The organism is Pseudoxanthomonas sp. PXM01, from assembly GCF_014851815.1.
In the GTDB taxonomy this organism is placed as follows: Bacteria; Pseudomonadota; Gammaproteobacteria; order Xanthomonadales; family Xanthomonadaceae; genus Pseudoxanthomonas_A.
The window spans coordinates 1,074,016-1,089,973 of record NZ_JACVAJ010000002.1 but is presented as its reverse complement, the minus strand read 5'-3'; the positions used below and the strand labels follow the sequence as shown (position 1 = coordinate 1,089,973).

Sequence of the window (15,958 nt, the reverse complement as noted above, 5' to 3'; positions counted from 1 at the left end):
GGGGCGCGAATTATAGCGCGGCGCAGCAACGCAGCCGCCGGCCTCAGGCCAGCCCGTAATCCTTGAGCTTCTTGCGCAGCGTGGCGCGATGGATACCGAGCAGGGCCGCCGCGCGGCTCTGGTTGCCTTCGCAATGATTCAGCACTTCCACGAACAGCGGGATTTCCATCTCGCGCAGGACGATCTCGTAGACATCGTCGGCGTCGCTCCCGTCCAGGTCCCGCAGGTAACGCCGCACCGACTGTGCGACGTGCTCGCGCAGCGGCGGGCGCGACGCGGTGCGTGGCGTGTCCGGGCGTGTCGTGGCAGCGTTCAATCGGATCCCCTGGGTGCTACGGCGTCAGAAGTCCGCCTTGTGCTTGTGGGTATCCGGCGGGGGGACGAGTCTAGCGCCTGATCGTGGCGTGCGCATCCGCTTTTTGACGAAACCGCGGGGCTTAACGAAAGTCGAAGGAAAACGCGACGACGCTGGCGCTCGGTTCGCGGATGCGGACGGCCATCTGTGCGCTCTGTCCGGGTTCGATGGTGGTGAGCAGCTGGTCGTCAGGCAGGTAGTCGACCGGCTCGAGCGCCCGCGCGCCCAGGGTTCGGCCGTCGGCATCCTTCAGTGTCAGGAGGATCACCGGCCAGGCCTGTGGCCAGCGGGCTTCATTGCGGAATGTGGCCTGCGCCTGCAGGGTGCCGGGCGCATCGAGCAGCGGGCGAACGTCGCGACTGAGCATGGTGAAGGCGTCGGGCTCGCGCCATGTCGGCACCTCGCAACCGAAGGTGCCGCACAAGGCCATCACCAGGGGGCGCCAGCCCGCCTGTGTCGCAAGCCGTGCACGATCCGCGATAACGATCTGGATGCACAGCAACAAGGACATCGCCGCCACGGCCGCCCACTGCAGGCGTGCACGGCGCGCGTGCACCGGAGTGGTGCGCGCACGTCGCAGGAATCGGGGCCCGGGCGCTTTGCGCACACGAGGCGGCGCTGCGAGAAGCGCGTCGACGGGAGGCGCTGGCGCATCGGTAGTGGAAGGCCCTTCGATCGCTGTCGTGGCGTCGTGTGCGGTCGTGCCGGAAGGTCCGTCGACAACGTCTTTGGCATCGCCATCGGTATCGGTATCGGCGTGCGTCGCGACGTCGCCGGCCTGTGCGACAGGCAGTAGCGTGTCCGCGGGTGCGGAGGATGGCGTTTCCGTCGCCCCGTCGGCGATGGGCGGCACATGCACCGGATCCGTTTCGGCGACGGCCGGCAGGGGATGCAGCAGAGTGGCCAGGCTGGGAGCAGGCACCGGTGCGTCGCTGACGGTCGCCAGCGGCTTGCCGCACCGTGGACAGTCCGCAGGCGATGCATCCGAGTGCGGATCGCGGGCGACCAGGAACTGGCAATGCGGGCAGGCAGTGAACATGGCGGTCATTCAACCATGCTCGCCTGCGGGCGTGTTGTGACCGGGCGCGACGGGCGCGATGTCAGCGCCGAACGCCATCGATGCGCATCCAGTCGCCGTCCTGCGTGGCCGAGAGGTGGTCGAACCACGTCGCGTAGCGGGCAAGCAGATCGTCTTCCTGTCCCTTGAGGATGCCGGACAGCGCGATGCGGCCGCCCGGCGCCACGCGCGCCGCGAGGGTTTCGGCAAGCGCAGCCAGCGCGGAGGCGAGGATGTTCGCCACCACCACCGGATACGTCGCCACCGGTTCGTCATCGGGCAGGTAGACGCTGAAGTGCGCATCGACCTCGTTGCGTTGTGCGTTGTCCGCACTGGCCACCAGGGCCTGGGGATCGTTGTCGACACCGATGGCCTGGGCGGCGCCCAGCTTCAGTGCAGCCAGTGCGAGGATGCCCGACCCGCAGCCGAAGTCGAGCACGCGCTGTCCCCTGAGCAGCCCCTCGCCCGCGAGCGCGTCGAGCCAGCGCAGGCACAGGGCGGTGGTGGGGTGCGTGCCCGAACCGAACGCCAGTCCGGGGTCGAGCCGCACGATCGCCGCATCCTGCCCGGCCTCATCGGGCACCTCATGGTTCCACGGCACGATGAACGTGCGGGCGCCGAACCGCATCGGCTTGAACTGGTCCAGCCACGCGCGTTCCCAGTCCTCGTCCTCGACCTTGCGGAAGCCGACCTGGGTCCAGTCCAGTCCGGGGTCGAAGGCCTCCAGCGCCGCCAGCAGTGTCAGCGCATCGGCATCCGCATCGAACAGTGCGGTCAGCACCAGCGCTTTCCACAGTGGCGTCTCACCGACGCCGGGCTCCAGGATGGCGCGCTCGTTGCCCGTGTCGGCATCGGCATCGAGCAGGGTGACCGACAGTGCGCCCACGTCGTCCAGTGCGTTCTCGTAGCGCGGCTGCTCGGCTTCGGTGCAGCGCAGGGAGAGTTCCAGATAAGGCATGGCGGGCCGGTGAAGATGAACGGGCAGGGATTGTCTCACGCGTCCCGAGGACGGGGATCGCAACCGGGCGACGAAAGGACGTGGCGGCGGCGTGAGCGCGCAGTACTTCCGTTGAAAGGTGTCGGATGCGCCGGGATAATGCTGGTGTGCCCCGGAAGCTGCTGATACCGATGATGCTGGTGGGCCTGCTGGGGGCGCTGGCGTGGATGCCGCTGCGCCAGGCGGGTTGGCTGCCGCATGCGCCGCCGCCGACCGCGGGCGCGGTCGGCGAGCCGGCCGCACCGTTCCTGCCCGCGTCAGCCGCGCGACCGGTGTTGCGCCCGATGGCGGTGCGGACGGTACCTGCCCTGTCGCCGCTGCGGCGTGGATTCGAAGACAGCACCGACCTGTTCGCCTACTCGCGCGAACTGATGGCACTCGCCGCCGCCGGCGATGCCGATGCGATGTGGCTGTTGAGCCTGGTGCAGGACCAGTGCGCGGGTTTCGCCGCCGATCCGGCCGGCTATGCCCAGGACACCCGCGTCATCGCGGGCCTGGGCCTGTCCAGCGGCAACGCCATGCTGTCCGCGCGCCAGCGCGTACAGCAGCGCTGCGCACGGTTCGTACCGCAGGACGGGTTCTCTCTGCCGGCCCTCATCGTCCAGCGCACGCAGGCGGCACGCGCCGGCAGTCTGGCGGCGGAGGCTTCGCTGCTGGCGATGGACCAGCCGCTGCGCGATGGCGACGACTACCGGCGCGATCTGGTGCAGCGCGTCCTCGATTCGGGCGATCCCTTCGCGTATCTCGCCATCGCGCCCGCGATGGGCACGATCGGGAGCGGGCGACGGGACACGCTGGGTGAGGTGTCGGGCAGCGACCTGAGCGAGATCGCCTGGCGCATCGCGTCCTGCCAGTTGGGCATGGACTGCAGCCCCAACGGTTCGATGATGACGAGCTACTGCGTGAACGGCGGCATCTGCTCGCAGGACGAATCGCAGGATTTCACCACCTTCGCGCGGGACGCTGGCGTCCCGCGACAGGGGGCGGACAACGTGGACGAGATGGTGGGCACCTTGCTGGCCCGCCCGGGAGTGGACGGATGAAATACAAGCGCACGCGGCCCGGAGTGAATCTCCTGGTCTGGGGACTGGTGGTGGTGGCGTATGCCGCCGCGGCCGCCACGATCGTCATCGAGACCCGCGACCCCGGCTTCCGGGACCTGTCGCGGATCGGGCACATGACCATCCATGCGCCGGACGATGTCCGCCGCCTTGGCGCTTCGCAGGTGGCCGCGCTCTACCGCGCACGCAGCGGCACGCCCTTCTCGACGCTGTCCCCCGGAAGCACGATCAAGGTCATCTGGCCCGATGGCTCGTCCGAAGTGGTAAGGGTCGTCGATCCCTCCTCGCCGATGGGCACCATGCCGGTGCCGGGCACGCAGCAGGCGCCGGACCGATAACGCGCCGCGCGATCGCATCGCGCCGGCAAACAGGAAGGGCCAGGATGTCGCCATCCTGGCCCTTTCTTTATTTCGCGTCGCGGATCCGGTTCAGACCAGCGAGATCGCCTTGTTCTTGCGTTCGGCCAGGCGCTTTTCCAGGTAGTGGATGTTCTGGCCGCCTGCCTGGAAGCCCTGGTCGCGCATGATGCGCTGCTGCAACGGGATGTTGGTCTTGATGCCGTCGATGACCATCTCGCTCAGCGCCACGCGCATGCGGGCGATGGCGGTCTCGCGGTCCGGCCCGTGCACGATGAGCTTGGCGATCATCGAGTCGTAGTTCGGCGGCACGCGATAGCCTTCGTAGATGTGCGTGTCGACGCGCACGCCCGGGCCGCCCGGAGGGTGGAAGTGCTGGATCAGGCCCGGATGCGGCATGAAGGTGTCCGGGTCTTCCGCGTTGATGCGGCATTCGATGGCGTGGCCGCGCAGCACGATGTCGGACTGCTTGATGGTCAGCTTCTGCCCGGCGGCGATGCGCAGCTGCTCGCAGACCAGGTCGATGCCGGTGATGCGCTCAGTCACCGGATGCTCCACCTGGATACGGGTGTTCATCTCGATGAAGTAGAAGCGGCCGTCCTCGAACAGGAATTCGAAGGTGCCCGCGCCGCGGTAGCCGATGCGGATGCAGGCTTCCACGCAGACCCTGCCGATCTCGTTGCGCAGTTCGTCGGTGATGCCCGGCGCCGGCGCTTCCTCGACGACCTTCTGGTGGCGACGCTGCATCGAGCAGTCGCGCTCGCCCAGGTGGATCGCGCCGCCCTGGCCGTCGGCAAGCACCTGGATCTCCACGTGGCGTGGGTTTTCCAGGAACTTCTCCATGTAGACCTCGCCGTTGCCGAACGCGGCCTTGGCTTCGGACTTGGTCATTTCGATGGCGGCCTTCAGTGCGCCCTCGACATGCACCACGCGCATGCCGCGACCGCCGCCGCCGCCCGCGGCCTTGATGATCACGGGGTAACCGATCTCGCGCGCGATCTTGGTGTTGGCGACGATGTCGTCGCCCAGCGGGCCGCCGCTGCCCGGGACGCACGGTACGCCGGCGGCCTGCATGGCGCGGATGGCTTCCACCTTGTCGCCCATCATGCGGATGGTGTCCGCCTTCGGGCCGATGAAGATGAAGCCGGACTGCTCCACGCGCTCGGCGAAGTCGGCGTTCTCCGACAGGAAGCCGTAGCCGGGATGGATGGCCTGCGCGTCGGTGACCTCGGCCGCGGCGATGATCGCCGGGACGTTGAGGTAGCTGTCCTTGGACGCGGCCGGGCCGATGCAGACCGACTCGTCGGCCATGGCGACGTGCTTGAGGTTGCGGTCGACGGTGGAGTGCACCGCGACCGTACGGATGCCGAGGGTGTGGCAGGCGCGCAGGATACGCAGCGCGATCTCACCCCGGTTGGCGATGACGACTTTGTCCAGCATGGCGCGGACCTCAGCCGATCACGAACAGCGGCTGGTCGAATTCGATCGGCTGGCCGCTTTCGGCCAGGATCGACAGCACGGTGCCGGACACGTCGGCTTCGATGGGGTTGAACATCTTCATGGCTTCGATGATCGCCAGCGTCTCGCCGGCCTTCACCGACTGGCCGACGCTGACGAACGCCGGCTTGTCCGGCGACGGCGAGGCATAGAACGTGCCGACCATCGGTGCGCGCACAACATGGCCGTCGGGCAGGGCGTTGCCGGCCTTGGCGGTGCCGCCGGTGGAGGCCTCGGTGGGCGAGCTCATCGGCATCGGGGCGGCCGCGCGGGGTTCGGCGGCGTAGGCAACCGGTGCGGGTGCTGCGGGAACGGCGTAACCGCCCTTCGGCGTGCGCGCCAGGCGCACGGATTCTTCGCCTTCCTTGATCTCGATTTCGGCCAGGTTCGACTCTTCCAGCAGGTCGATCAGTTTCTTGATTTTGCGGAGATCCATGGGAGCCTCGTGGTTGAACGCTGTTCCCCGTGGGGAACAAAAAGGAATGTCAGGCCGGCAGCCGCTGCAGGGCGGCGTCCAGCGCATAGCGGTAGCTGTCGGCACCGAAACCGCAGACCACGCCGACCGCCTTGTCGCTGAGGTAGCTGGTATGGCGGAAGGGTTCGCGGCTGTGCGGGTTGGACAGGTGGACTTCGATGAAGGGCAGGGCCACCGCCGTCAGCGCGTCGCGGATCGCGACCGAGGTGTGGGTGAAGGCGGCCGGATTGATCAGGATGAAGGCGGTGCCGTCGGTGCGGGCGGCCTGGATGCGGTCCACCAGCGCGTGCTCGGCGTTGGATTGGAAGGCGTCCAGCTGGTGGCCGGCGGCCTGGGCCTGCGCGGTCAGCGCCAGGTCGATGTCCGCCAGTGTCGCGCGCCCGTAGACCTCCGGCTCGCGGGTGCCGAGCAGGTTGAGGTTGGGGCCATGCAGGACCAGCAGCTTCGCCATTCGGCTCTCCAGCGGAAGGGCGGCAGTCTGCGCGAAGCGGGCGATGCTGTCCAGTTCGCCGAAGTTTCCCTTGATTTAAGCGATTGTTTGAATCCGGCGCCGGGTCACGTGGCAGGGCGCCGGTGCCGAGTGCCTATATAAGAGGTATGGGCAGCGCCGGTGCGGATACCCATGGTCACCTCACGTTCGCCCAGGCCGCGGCGGGGTGCCCTAGGCTGGCGGTCCCGCCGGATCGCCGATGATCCCTGCATGTTCACGTTACACGTCGTCTGCATGGGCAACCTGTGCCGCAGCCCGATGGCCGCGGCGCTGTTCCGTGCGCGGCTGCCGGCAGACCGCTGCCGGGTGGTGTCTGCGGGGCTGGCAGTGCCGGCCGGCCGGCCGGTCGCCCCGCTGACGGTGGCCACGCTGCACGCGAACGGCCTGCCGGTGCCTGAGGCGTCGCCCCGCCAGTTCGACCCGGTGACGGTCGGGAACGACGACCTGGTGCTTGCCATGCAGCACCGCCATGTCCGCGCGCTGCGGGCACTGGCACCGCACGCGCGTCCGCGCATCCAGTTGCTCGGCCGCTGGATGCCGCAGCGGGAGATCGACGATCCGATGGGCGGCGGCATGGAGGACTTCGCGCGTGCCTTCGCGCACATCGCTGCGTGCGTCGAGCAATGGTGCGCACGCGACGCGCGACTCTCGACGCGGATGTGAAGCGCGTGAAGAGCGTTAACGCGCGCGATGCATTTTCCTGACTGATCCGTTACGCGCGCGCCTCCATTTCATGCGCTCGTCAAATTGCTGTCCGTAGTTTCGGCAGTGCACCAATCCCGCCCTCCACGACACGGAGACTTCGAACGGATCGAAGCCTCGAGGAGGGCCTTGTCCACAGCAATCAGGTGAAAGATGGAGAATGCACGGGTCGTTGCCGCCAGCGCCATCGCCTTGGCCGCGACGTTGTTCGCCATATTCTCGATGCGGCCCTGGGCACGGCGCGTAGGTCTGGTCGACCGTCCCGCCGGGCGGAAGCAGCACGTCGGCCGCGTGCCGGTGATCGGCGGCATCTGCTTCTTCGTCGGTACGCTGGTGGGCCTGGGCTACCTGGGCTACGTGGACCGGTTCGTCATGAGCCTGATGATGGGCAGCGCGCTGATCGTCGCGATCGGCGTGGCCGACGACATCAGTCATCTCAGCGTGCGCACACGACTGCTGGTGGAAGCGGCCATCGTCGGCCTGGTGATCCTGAGCACCGGCTACTACCTCGACCACGTGGGCGGACTGATTCCGTGGCTGGACCTGCGCCTGGGCCTGCTCGGCATTCCGGTGACCATCGTCGCCGTGATCGGGCTGATGAACGCCTTCAACATGCTCGATGGCATCGACGGGCTGGCCGCGTCCACGGCGATGGTCTGCATTGCGGCCATCCTGCTGTATTCGCATTCGGGCGTTCCCGGCGTCGGCGCCATGCTGATGCTGCAGATCCTGTTCGCCTCGCTGATCCCCTATGTCTTCGTCAATCTCGGCTGGCCTGACGGGCGCAAGATCTTCATGGGGGATGCCGGCAGCACCACCATCGGTTTCCTGGTCGGCTGGAGCCTGATCTACCTCAGCCATCAGAGCGTGAACCGGGTGGTGCCGGTGGAAGTGCTGTGGTGCGTGGCGCTGCCGCTGATGGATACCGCGGCGGTGATGTACCGCCGCATGCGCCGCGGGCGCTCGCCGTTCGCGGCCGATCGCCAGCACCTGCACCACCTGCTGCTGGACCGGGGCCTGTCGGCGCAGACGACGCTGTGGACCATCGTGTCGATGGGCGCGCTGCTGGCGCTGCTGGGCTACGCGCTGCGCGGCGTGCCGCAACCGCTGAGTTTCCTGGTGTTCGCCGTCGTCGTCGTGGGCTACGTCACCGGGTTCTCGCGATTGCTCGACATGACGGCGCGCCGGATATCGGGATCGCCCGTGCATCCGGGTGCGCGCAGGACGCGTGGCGACATCCCCGACGACGCCGAACTGAACCATGCGCCGGTATCCGTACGCCCGCTCGGCCAGCGTCCGCACGAAGCCGCCAGCATGCGCATCGCACTCGCCGACGGTCCGCGCGACCACGATGCGCCGCTGCACGCGTTGTGCCTGGTCAATGCCTCGTGCGAGGGCGCGGGCGTGGCACCGATCGCGCGGCGGCTGGCCGACGACGACCGCTTCCATGCGACGGTCTGCACGACCGAAGGGCATGGGGGCGATGCAGGCCATCTCCTGCAGATGTTCGGACTGGAGGCGCAGGCCAGCTTGTCCAGCGAGGGCGGCGTGGACGCGCGCGGCGAGCAGCAGGCGGCGATGCAGCAGCTGCTGGGCGAGACGAATCCGGATGTGGTGGTCGTGCCTGGCGACGCGCCACTGACATTCGCGATGAGCCTGGCCGCGCACGCCTGCGACGTCCCGCTGGTCTGCGTGGACGCCGATGCGCCGGCGTCCGGCACCCAGCATTGGCCCAGCGATGCGAGCCGCCGCATCGTGCAGTCGCTTGCGGCCCTGCACGTGGCACCGAGCGAAGCGACGGGCCGCCGGTTGAGCGGCGAGGGCGTGCCGCGCGAGAGCATCCTCGTGCACGCCGACGCAGCCGACGATGCGCTGCGCACGGCGCTGCGCCAGATCCGCCGCGACGCCGACCTGTCCCGCTCGCTGGCCGAAGGTTTCGGCTTCCTGCGCAGCAATGCGCCGCTGCTGCTCGCGGTCAGTGCGCGCCGGGACACGACCGAGCAGGGCGCGTTTTCCGACGCACTGGCGCTGGTCGCCCGCCGCCGGCCCGACGTGGACATCGTCTGGATAGGGGGCGTGGGCGTATCGCCCGGCGAGGGCGGCGATCCGCTGCACACCTTCGCGAACGTGCATCCGCTGGAGGTCGACGACTTCCTTGCCTGGGCCTACCTGCTGGAGCGCGCCTACCTGGTGCTGGTGGGCACGGGCGCGCCGCCGCCGCGCCGCCTGCTGGGCAAGCCGGTGCTGATCGTGCGCGAAGAACTGGCCGGCGCCGAGGGCGGTGCCATCGCCATCGGCACCACGCCGGTGGCGATCGCCGGCCGTGCGCTCACGTTGCTGAGCGACGAGGCGGTCTACCTGTCGTTGTGCGCCGCGCCCGATCTCAACGTGCCCTCCGCCGACGGTTGCGCGCCGGTGCTGGATGCGCTGGCAGGACTGCGCGCGCCGCCCCCCGCGACCCACGCGTCCACGATGGGCGATGCGCTCGGCGCACGCGCGGCCGCGTCCTGACGGTGATCGTCCCGCTCGTCCTGTGCGGAGGCGGTCGTATTCCCATGACATGCAATCGAGGTGAACCATGGCCAGGCAACTGATCACGCGACGAGGTTCGGAACGTCCGCCCCTGATGGCGGCGTCCGGACGCAACGACGACGTCGACATCCCCGCGCTGGTCTCCACGCTCAGTGCGAAGAAGCGGCTGATCCTGCTCGGCACGGCGGCCTTCGTGCTCGCCAGTGTCGCCTACCTGGCGGTGGTGACGCCCAAGTACGAGGCCAATGCCGTGGTCCAGGTGGAGAGCCGGCCGGCCATTCCGCCCGGCCTCAGCCAGAGCGCAGCGACGCAGGCACCCCCGGTGCTGCCGACGCCGGGCACCACTGAAGTGCAGCTGCTGACGTCGCGCCGGGTGATCGGCGAAGCCATGCAGCGGCTGGACCTGGACGTCGACGTGAAGCCGTCGCACGTGCCGGTGGTAGGCGATTTCATCGCCCGGCGTTACCAGCAGTCCAACCCGGGCACCCTGGCGAAGCCCTGGTTCGGCCTGTCGAAGTACGGCTGGGGCGGTGACGTCCTCGACATCGCACGCCTGGAGGTGCCCGACCACCTTCAGGGCGTGCCGATGGAACTGACCGCCGCAGGCGGTGGGCGCTACGTGCTGTCGGCGCAGGGCCAGGTGCTCGTGCGCGGTCGCGTCGGCGAACCGGTCAACGCCGAGGGCGTCGCGATGCAGGTGCAGCGCCTGACCGCCAACCCCGGCATGCGCTTCCAGGTGACGCGCTACGATCCCGCCGCCGCGCTGGCCGCACTGAAGGACAACATCACCGCCACCGAGATGGGCCGAAATTCGGGCGTCATCGGCTTGGTCTACGCGCATGCCGACCCCGAGCGTGCGCGGCGGGTACTGGATGAAGTGGCCCAGGCCTATGTGCGCCAGAACGTGGCGCGCACCTCGGCCGAAGCGGCCAGCCGGCTGAAGTTCGTGTCCGAGCAACTGCCGAAGGTGCGCGACGAACTGGCCAAGGCGCAGGCGGCGCTGACCGCCTACCAGACGCGGTCGCAGACGCTGGACGTGGAAAGCCAGAACCGCGCGCTGCTGGACCAGACCATCGCCCTCGATTCGGCGGTCCAGCAGTTGCGCATCAAGATGACCGAGGTCGAGAACCGCTACACCTCGGCGCATCCGACGTATCGCGCGCTGCAGGACCAGATCAACCGCTTCACCGGCGAACGCAACAGCCTGCAGGGCCGCATCCGCGACCTGCCGGATGCGCAGCAGGCGCTGTTCCGCCTGAACCGCGATGTCGAGGTGACCAACCAGACCTACGCCACCCTGATGGACCAGGCGCAGCAGCTGGAGATCGCCAAGGCGAGCGCGGTCGGCAATGCGCGGATCATCGATCCGGCGGCGGTCAACCTCAACAGTCCGGCCTGGCCGAAGCCGTTGCCGGTGCTGCTGGCCGGTACGTTGATCGGTCTGGGCGTGATGGTGGCCTTCGTGCTGGCGCAGCAGATGTTCCGCCGTGGCGTCGAGGATCCCATCGACATCGAACTGCTCGGCCTGCCGGTGTACGCCTCCATCCCGCACAGCCGCAAAGGCCAAGACCTCGCGCGCCGCCGCATCGGCCAGCGCCGCGACGGCCGCCACCGCCTGCTGGCGCTGGCCGCGCCGACCGACCTGGCGATGGAAGCGCTGCGTTCGCTGCGCACCAGCCTGCACTTCGCCCGCATGCGCACGCGCAACAACCTGCTGATGATCTCGGCGCCCAGCCCGGGTGTCGGCAAGACCTTCATCTGCGCCAACCTGGCGGTGACCATCGCGCAGACCGGGCAGCGCGTGCTGCTGATCGACGCCGACATGCGGCGCGGCACGTTGCACGATGCGGTGGGTGTGCGCTGGGAAGGCGGCCTGTCCGACGTCATCGCCGGCCGCGTGCCGCTGGACGAGGCCATCCGCAAGGTTGCCGGCGCGGAGAACCTGTCGTTCATCTCGCGCGGCGCGATCCCGTCGAACCCGTCCGAACTGCTGATGCACGAGAACTTCAGCGCGCTGCTGAAGCGGGTCTCCGGCGAGTACGACATCGTGCTGATCGATACGCCGCCGGTGCTGGCAGTCACCGACGCCGCGGTGATCGGTCACCACGCGGGCACCTGCCTGATGGTGGTGCGCTGGGGCCTCAACCAGCAGCGCGAGATCGCGCTGGCCAAGCAGCGCCTGGAGCAGACCGGCGTGGAAGTGAAGGGCGCCATCTTCAACGGCGTGGAGAAGCGGGGTGCGGGCGAGTATGCCTACAGCTACTACGAGTACCTGCCGGCGCCGCGCGCCAGCCATGGCCGTTGAAGGAGCGTCGCCGATGCAGATCACCATGTCGCCCTACTACGGCACGCCGGACTTCACCGTGCTGGACCGCCATCCCGAGTACCACCGGGTCGATCCGGTCTCGGTTGCCGACCTGCTGCGCAATGCCTTCGTCTATCCGCCGCACTCCATCTACGAGGGCGTCAAGCTGGTGACGTTCGGATTTTCGGCGCACCAGGACATGCGCGGCACGCCCGACTTCCACTTCAAGTTCCGCAACGCGGGCGAAGTTCCCGAAGTGGAGGAGCGGCCGCAGGACTGGATCGCGGTCTACCACCGCATGCTGTGCGATGCGATCACCCGCACCTGCGCGGACATGCGCTCGCCGTGGTTGCTGCAGAGCGGCGGCAAGGATTCCACCACGCTGGCGATCGCCCTGGCGGATGCGCGGCCGGACGCGACCTGCATCACCTATCTTGGCGGTCGCGAGGAGAACGAACTCGACTCCGCGCGTCATGTCGCCACCCGTCTCGGCCTGCGGCACGAGGCGCTGGTCTGCGATCCGGGGCGCGCCTACGACCGCTATCTCGCACTGGCGGCACGCATGCCGCTGCTGACGGCGGACTTCGCCCTGCTGTCCTATGCGGACCTCGCCACCGAGGTGGCGGCACGCGGTGGCGACGGGCTGATCGACGGCCTGGGCGCCGACAGCTATTTCGGAACACCGGTCGACCGGCAGCAGCAGCTGACCGTCCGCCTCGCGCGCGGACTGCGGCTTCCGTTCGATGCCACCGGCCTGCCGGGCGTGGCGGGCAGCTTTCCGCTGTGCTTCGCGCTCGGCACGCTGCAGATGACGCCGATCGAACGCGTGTTCCCGGGCTCGCGCTTCAGCGACGCGGAAGTGGATGGCCTGTTCGGCCGCGACATCGCCCGCCAGTCGCGCGAGCGGCTGTCGCTGTTCAAGGCCGAGATCGCCTCCGCCACCAGCGCCTGGGAATGGCGCGACATGTCGATGTCCATCGCCGGTTCCGCCGGGGCGTTCGCCAAGGGCCTGTACACCGCGCACGCGGCAGGCCTGGGCGTGGCGTATCCGTTCTGCGACCGCGCGTTGCGGGAATGGATCCATCACGAAGTGCCGCGGCGCCAGAAGGTGGATCCGGAGACCGGACTCAACAAGGTGCTCATCCGCCGCCATATCGCCGCGCACTTCGGCGAGTTGCCCTACGTGCAGCGCAAGGGCAGCTTCCGTTTCGACGTCTGTGGGCTGGCGACGCAGCGTTTCGAGCAGGTCCATGCATTCGCAGGACAGGCGCGCGACGCGCTGCCCGGTGCCGTCGCGTGGCTGGAGCGCAATCGTGGCCGCCTCGACAACAAGTACCACGCATCGAAGTTCTACCTGCTGGCGGTGGTCCTGCCCTGGCTGGCGGCGCATGCGGCGGACACCGCAGCGGCCGCGCCGGACCCGCGCCGGGAATCGATGGCGGCCTGATGCGGCTGTCGCGACGACGACTGATCGGCGCGGGCGCGGGGTTGGCCCTCGCGTCGTTGCTTCCGCCCGCACGGGCGGCGACCCTCGACCCGCGTGATTTCGGTGTACGCGGCGACGGTCGCCACGACGACACGCGCGCCCTGCAGGCGGCCATCGATGCGTTGCCGGCCGGTGGCACGCTGGCGCTGGGGCCGGGCAACTACGTCATCGACCCGGAGCGCAGCCTCCGGCTGCGTACGCGCACGCGCCTGTCGATGGATCCCGAGACGCGCCTGATCGCAAAGGCGAATGCCGCGCCCCGGGCGTACGTCCTGCTGATCGAAGGCGTGCACGACGTGGAGGTGAGCGGCGGACGCATCGTCGGCGATCGCGATCATCATCTTTCGACCGCGGGCGAGTGGGGCCACGGCATCATGGTGCGCGGCGCGGAGTCCGTCCTGCTGCGCGACCTGCACATCGCGCGGTGCTGGGGCGACGGCATCTCCGTCGGCGGCATCAGTGGCGCCCGCGTGCTGCCCAGCCGTGACATCCGCATCGAGGACGTCGTCTGCGGCGGCAATCGCCGGCAGGGCCTGACGATCGGACGGTCGCGCAATGTCCGTGTACTGCGTTCGAACTTCCTCGCCACCCGCGGCACGTTGCCCGGTTGCGGCATCGACATCGAGCCGGACCCCGGCGACAGCGCCGAGGACATCACCATCGAGGCGTGCACGCTGCGTGGAAACCACGGCGCGGGCTTGCAGGTGTACGAGCGTGGCCGTCGCATCACCGTGCGTCGTTGCATCATCCGCGGGAATCGCGGCGACGGCGTACTGATCCGCGGCGGAGAGCAGTGCATGCTGGAAGACAATGACATCGCGGACAACGGCCTGCGCGGGATCGCCGTGCGCGCAGGTGGACGCGACATCACCGTGGCCGGCAACCGGTTCTCGGGTAACGCGGCGGGACTGCGGCGGCAACGTCCGCAGGACGTGAAGGGCTGGATGCACGTGGACGTGGCGAAGGCTGCAAAGGGCGTGCGCGTGGACCGGAACAACCGGTTCGAGTAGGGTGGCGCGCCCGCGCAACGCGGACGCATCCGTCGTCACAAGCGGACCCAACCGCACCCGACAAGCGACCTCATCCGCGCTGGCGAAGCGGACTCAGCCGTGTCGACACGCGTGAATATGCGTGACGGTGATCGCGCGAACGACACGCGCACAGGTCAAGTGTTTGAAAGCGCTCACAAATATGCGGTGGCGTTAATTGATGGTTGCGTCCGCGTCGCTATAGTCGCCGCCGTCGCTGTTTCACGCGACGCTCACATGGCTATTTTCCGACGGGCATTCGCCTGCAAGGGGTTGGGTTCGTGAAGAAGAATGTTCTCGCGCATGACGTGCGCGGGGCCGGGATGCCTCGGCGTGATTTCCTGCGCAAGTCGATGCTCGTCGCCGTGCCTGCCATCGGCGTAGCCAGTGGCATCCCGCGCGCGCTCGGTGCGGTGATGGCCGGCAACATGCCTGCGCTGGCCGCTTCGGCGACGGCGGTCTACGAACCGCCGGTCCGCGCACGCGGCGGCGCCACGGTCAACGTCCGCACCTGGGGAGCCGCGGGCGACGGCGCACGCGACGACACCACCTCGTTCCAGTCCGCCATCGATGCGCTGCCTGCGGCCGGTGGCACGGTGCACGTGCCGGCGGGCGATTACGTCATCGACCCGACCCGAAACGTGCGCCTGCGCAGCAACATGCACCTGGAACTCGCGGAAGGCGCCATCCTGCGCGCCAAGCGCAACGACCAGGAGCGCGCCTACGTGCTGATGGTCTACAAGGTCAGCAACGTGGAGATCTCCGGCGGCCGCATCATCGGCGACCGCGACAACCACCTCGGCACCACCGGCGAATGGGGGCACGGCATCATGGTGCGCGGCTCCACCGCCGTGACCATCCGCGACCTGCACGTATCCAAGTGCTGGGGCGATGGCATCTCCATCGGCGGCGCCATGGTGACCAATGCACCGACCATCCCGTGCAACGACGTGGTCATCGCCAACATCGTGAGCACCGGCAACCGCCGGCAGGGCATGACGATCGGGTGCGCCACCAACGTCAAGGTGTACGACAGCGAATTCAGCGCCACGCGCGGTATCGCGCCGGAGTGCGGCATCGACGTGGAGCCGGACGCCAACGACGCCCGAATCACCTCGACGGTCCATATCGAGAACTGCCTCATCCGCGGCAACGCCGGCAACGGGCTGCTGCTGTACAAGCGCGTCAAGGGCGTGACGGTGAAGCGCTGCATCGTCGAGCACAACGGCGGGCACGGCATCCTGACCATCGGTCCGGAGGGCGGCTACATCGCGCTCAACACGATCCGCCACAACCATCTCGTGGGCCTGATGCTGGGCGCCAACACCTACAACTACCAGGTGAGCGGCAATACGTTCCGCAACAACAACACGCGACTGCACGGGGTCAACACGACCGTCGTCAATCCGCTGGTGTCGATGACCGGGATAGTGGAGGGCAACAAGGGTAACGGCGCGCACGTGGCGAAGGTGTCCACGGCGACCGACATCCGGGTGACGACGAACCACTTCGCGAAGTAATCCGCCAGGGTGAAGAGTGCGTCAAGAGGCGGCCGTAAGGCCGCCTCTTCTTTTGCGCGTTCATCCGTGCCTGCGCCTTGTGGTGAGTGCGTCAATG

14 protein-coding genes are annotated in these 15,958 nt (G+C 68.5%); 8 read left to right on the top strand and 6 right to left on the bottom strand.

Annotated features, from left to right (window positions below; all coding sequences use genetic code 11):
- Positions 1 to 43 precede the first annotated feature (43 nt).
- The 3 genes from fis to prmA form a co-directional block, all read right to left on the bottom strand.
- Positions 44 to 316, bottom strand: coding sequence for a DNA-binding transcriptional regulator Fis (gene fis / locus IB230_RS14575; protein WP_192273490.1), 273 nt, complete (start codon positions 314 to 316; stop codon positions 44 to 46).
- Between the two features lie 121 nt (positions 317 to 437).
- The gene (locus IB230_RS14570; RefSeq protein WP_192273488.1) at positions 438 to 1,403 is read right to left on the bottom strand and encodes a DUF3426 domain-containing protein; all 966 of its coding nucleotides are present in this window, start codon (positions 1,401 to 1,403) and stop codon (positions 438 to 440) included.
- Between the two features lie 52 nt (positions 1,404 to 1,455).
- Positions 1,456 to 2,370 (bottom strand): 50S ribosomal protein L11 methyltransferase, encoded by a 915-nt coding sequence (gene prmA / locus IB230_RS14565; protein ID WP_192273486.1) that lies wholly within the window; start codon positions 2,368 to 2,370, stop codon positions 1,456 to 1,458.
- A 146-nt stretch (positions 2,371 to 2,516) separates the two neighbouring features.
- On the opposite strand from prmA, the gene IB230_RS14560 reads away from it, so the two are divergent.
- Positions 2,517 to 3,452: a hypothetical protein gene (locus IB230_RS14560; protein ID WP_343227325.1), complete on the top strand. Its 936-nt coding sequence runs from the start codon at positions 2,517 to 2,519 to the stop codon at positions 3,450 to 3,452.
- A complete protein-coding gene (locus IB230_RS14555) occupies positions 3,449 to 3,808 on the top strand; it encodes a hypothetical protein (protein WP_192273484.1) in 360 nt (119 codons plus the stop codon). The genes IB230_RS14560 and IB230_RS14555 overlap by 4 nt, the downstream gene beginning before the upstream one ends.
- Positions 3,809 to 3,898: 90 nt before the next feature.
- On the opposite strand, the gene accC is transcribed toward IB230_RS14555, so the two are convergent.
- The 3 genes from accC to aroQ are packed head-to-tail and all read right to left on the bottom strand — an operon-like array spanning position 3,899 to position 6,249.
- The gene (accC, locus tag IB230_RS14550) at positions 3,899 to 5,266 is read right to left on the bottom strand and encodes an acetyl-CoA carboxylase biotin carboxylase subunit (protein ID WP_192273482.1); all 1,368 of its coding nucleotides are present in this window, start codon (positions 5,264 to 5,266) and stop codon (positions 3,899 to 3,901) included.
- Positions 5,267 to 5,276: 10 nt separating this feature from the next.
- Entirely contained in the window at positions 5,277 to 5,759 is a 483-nt protein-coding gene (accB, locus tag IB230_RS14545; RefSeq protein ID WP_192273480.1) for an acetyl-CoA carboxylase biotin carboxyl carrier protein, read from the bottom strand.
- Positions 5,760 to 5,808: 49 nt separating this feature from the next.
- On the bottom strand, positions 5,809 to 6,249 hold the full coding sequence (aroQ, locus tag IB230_RS14540) for a type II 3-dehydroquinate dehydratase (RefSeq protein WP_192273478.1): 441 nt from the start codon (positions 6,247 to 6,249) through the stop codon (positions 5,809 to 5,811).
- 249 nt (positions 6,250 to 6,498) lie between these two features.
- Here aroQ and IB230_RS14535 point away from each other — a divergent pair, with 249 nt between their 5' ends.
- From IB230_RS14535 to IB230_RS14510, 6 genes are all read left to right on the top strand, one after another.
- Positions 6,499 to 6,951: a low molecular weight phosphotyrosine protein phosphatase gene (locus IB230_RS14535; protein ID WP_192273476.1), complete on the top strand. Its 453-nt coding sequence runs from the start codon at positions 6,499 to 6,501 to the stop codon at positions 6,949 to 6,951.
- Between the two features lie 192 nt (positions 6,952 to 7,143).
- A complete protein-coding gene (locus IB230_RS14530; protein ID WP_192273474.1) occupies positions 7,144 to 9,501 on the top strand; it encodes a UDP-N-acetylglucosamine 2-epimerase in 2,358 nt (785 codons plus the stop codon).
- 67 nt (positions 9,502 to 9,568) lie between these two features.
- Positions 9,569 to 11,827, top strand: coding sequence for a polysaccharide biosynthesis tyrosine autokinase (locus tag IB230_RS14525; RefSeq protein ID WP_225589522.1), 2,259 nt, complete (start codon positions 9,569 to 9,571; stop codon positions 11,825 to 11,827).
- Between the two features lie 13 nt (positions 11,828 to 11,840).
- Positions 11,841 to 13,274 carry an asparagine synthase-related protein gene (locus IB230_RS14520; protein WP_192273466.1) on the top strand — a complete coding sequence of 478 codons (1,434 nt, stop codon included), beginning with the start codon at positions 11,841 to 11,843 and terminating at the stop codon, positions 13,272 to 13,274.
- A complete protein-coding gene (locus IB230_RS14515) occupies positions 13,274 to 14,323 on the top strand; it encodes a right-handed parallel beta-helix repeat-containing protein (protein WP_192273464.1) in 1,050 nt (349 codons plus the stop codon). The genes IB230_RS14520 and IB230_RS14515 overlap by 1 nt, the downstream gene beginning before the upstream one ends.
- A 299-nt stretch (positions 14,324 to 14,622) precedes the next feature.
- Positions 14,623 to 15,861, top strand: coding sequence for a right-handed parallel beta-helix repeat-containing protein (locus IB230_RS14510; protein ID WP_192273462.1), 1,239 nt, complete (start codon positions 14,623 to 14,625; stop codon positions 15,859 to 15,861).
- Positions 15,862 to 15,958: the final 97 nt, after the last annotated feature.

Coding starts and splice junctions, on each gene's coding strand:
- IB230_RS14555 (WP_192273484.1), top strand. CDS start 3,449: ATGAAATACAAGCGCACGCGGCCCGGAGTGAATCTCCTGGTCTGGGGA.
- IB230_RS14570 (WP_192273488.1), bottom strand. CDS start 1,403: ATGACCGCCATGTTCACTGCCTGCCCGCATTGCCAGTTCCTGGTCGCC.
- accB (WP_192273480.1), bottom strand. CDS start 5,759: ATGGATCTCCGCAAAATCAAGAAACTGATCGACCTGCTGGAAGAGTCG.
- IB230_RS14520 (WP_192273466.1), top strand. CDS start 11,841: ATGCAGATCACCATGTCGCCCTACTACGGCACGCCGGACTTCACCGTG.
- IB230_RS14530 (WP_192273474.1), top strand. CDS start 7,144: ATGGAGAATGCACGGGTCGTTGCCGCCAGCGCCATCGCCTTGGCCGCG.
- prmA (WP_192273486.1), bottom strand. CDS start 2,370: ATGCCTTATCTGGAACTCTCCCTGCGCTGCACCGAAGCCGAGCAGCCG.
- IB230_RS14535 (WP_192273476.1), top strand. CDS start 6,499: ATGTTCACGTTACACGTCGTCTGCATGGGCAACCTGTGCCGCAGCCCG.
- IB230_RS14525 (WP_225589522.1), top strand. CDS start 9,569: ATGGCCAGGCAACTGATCACGCGACGAGGTTCGGAACGTCCGCCCCTG.
- accC (WP_192273482.1), bottom strand. CDS start 5,266: ATGCTGGACAAAGTCGTCATCGCCAACCGGGGTGAGATCGCGCTGCGT.
- aroQ (WP_192273478.1), bottom strand. CDS start 6,249: ATGGCGAAGCTGCTGGTCCTGCATGGCCCCAACCTCAACCTGCTCGGC.
- IB230_RS14515 (WP_192273464.1), top strand. CDS start 13,274: ATGCGGCTGTCGCGACGACGACTGATCGGCGCGGGCGCGGGGTTGGCC.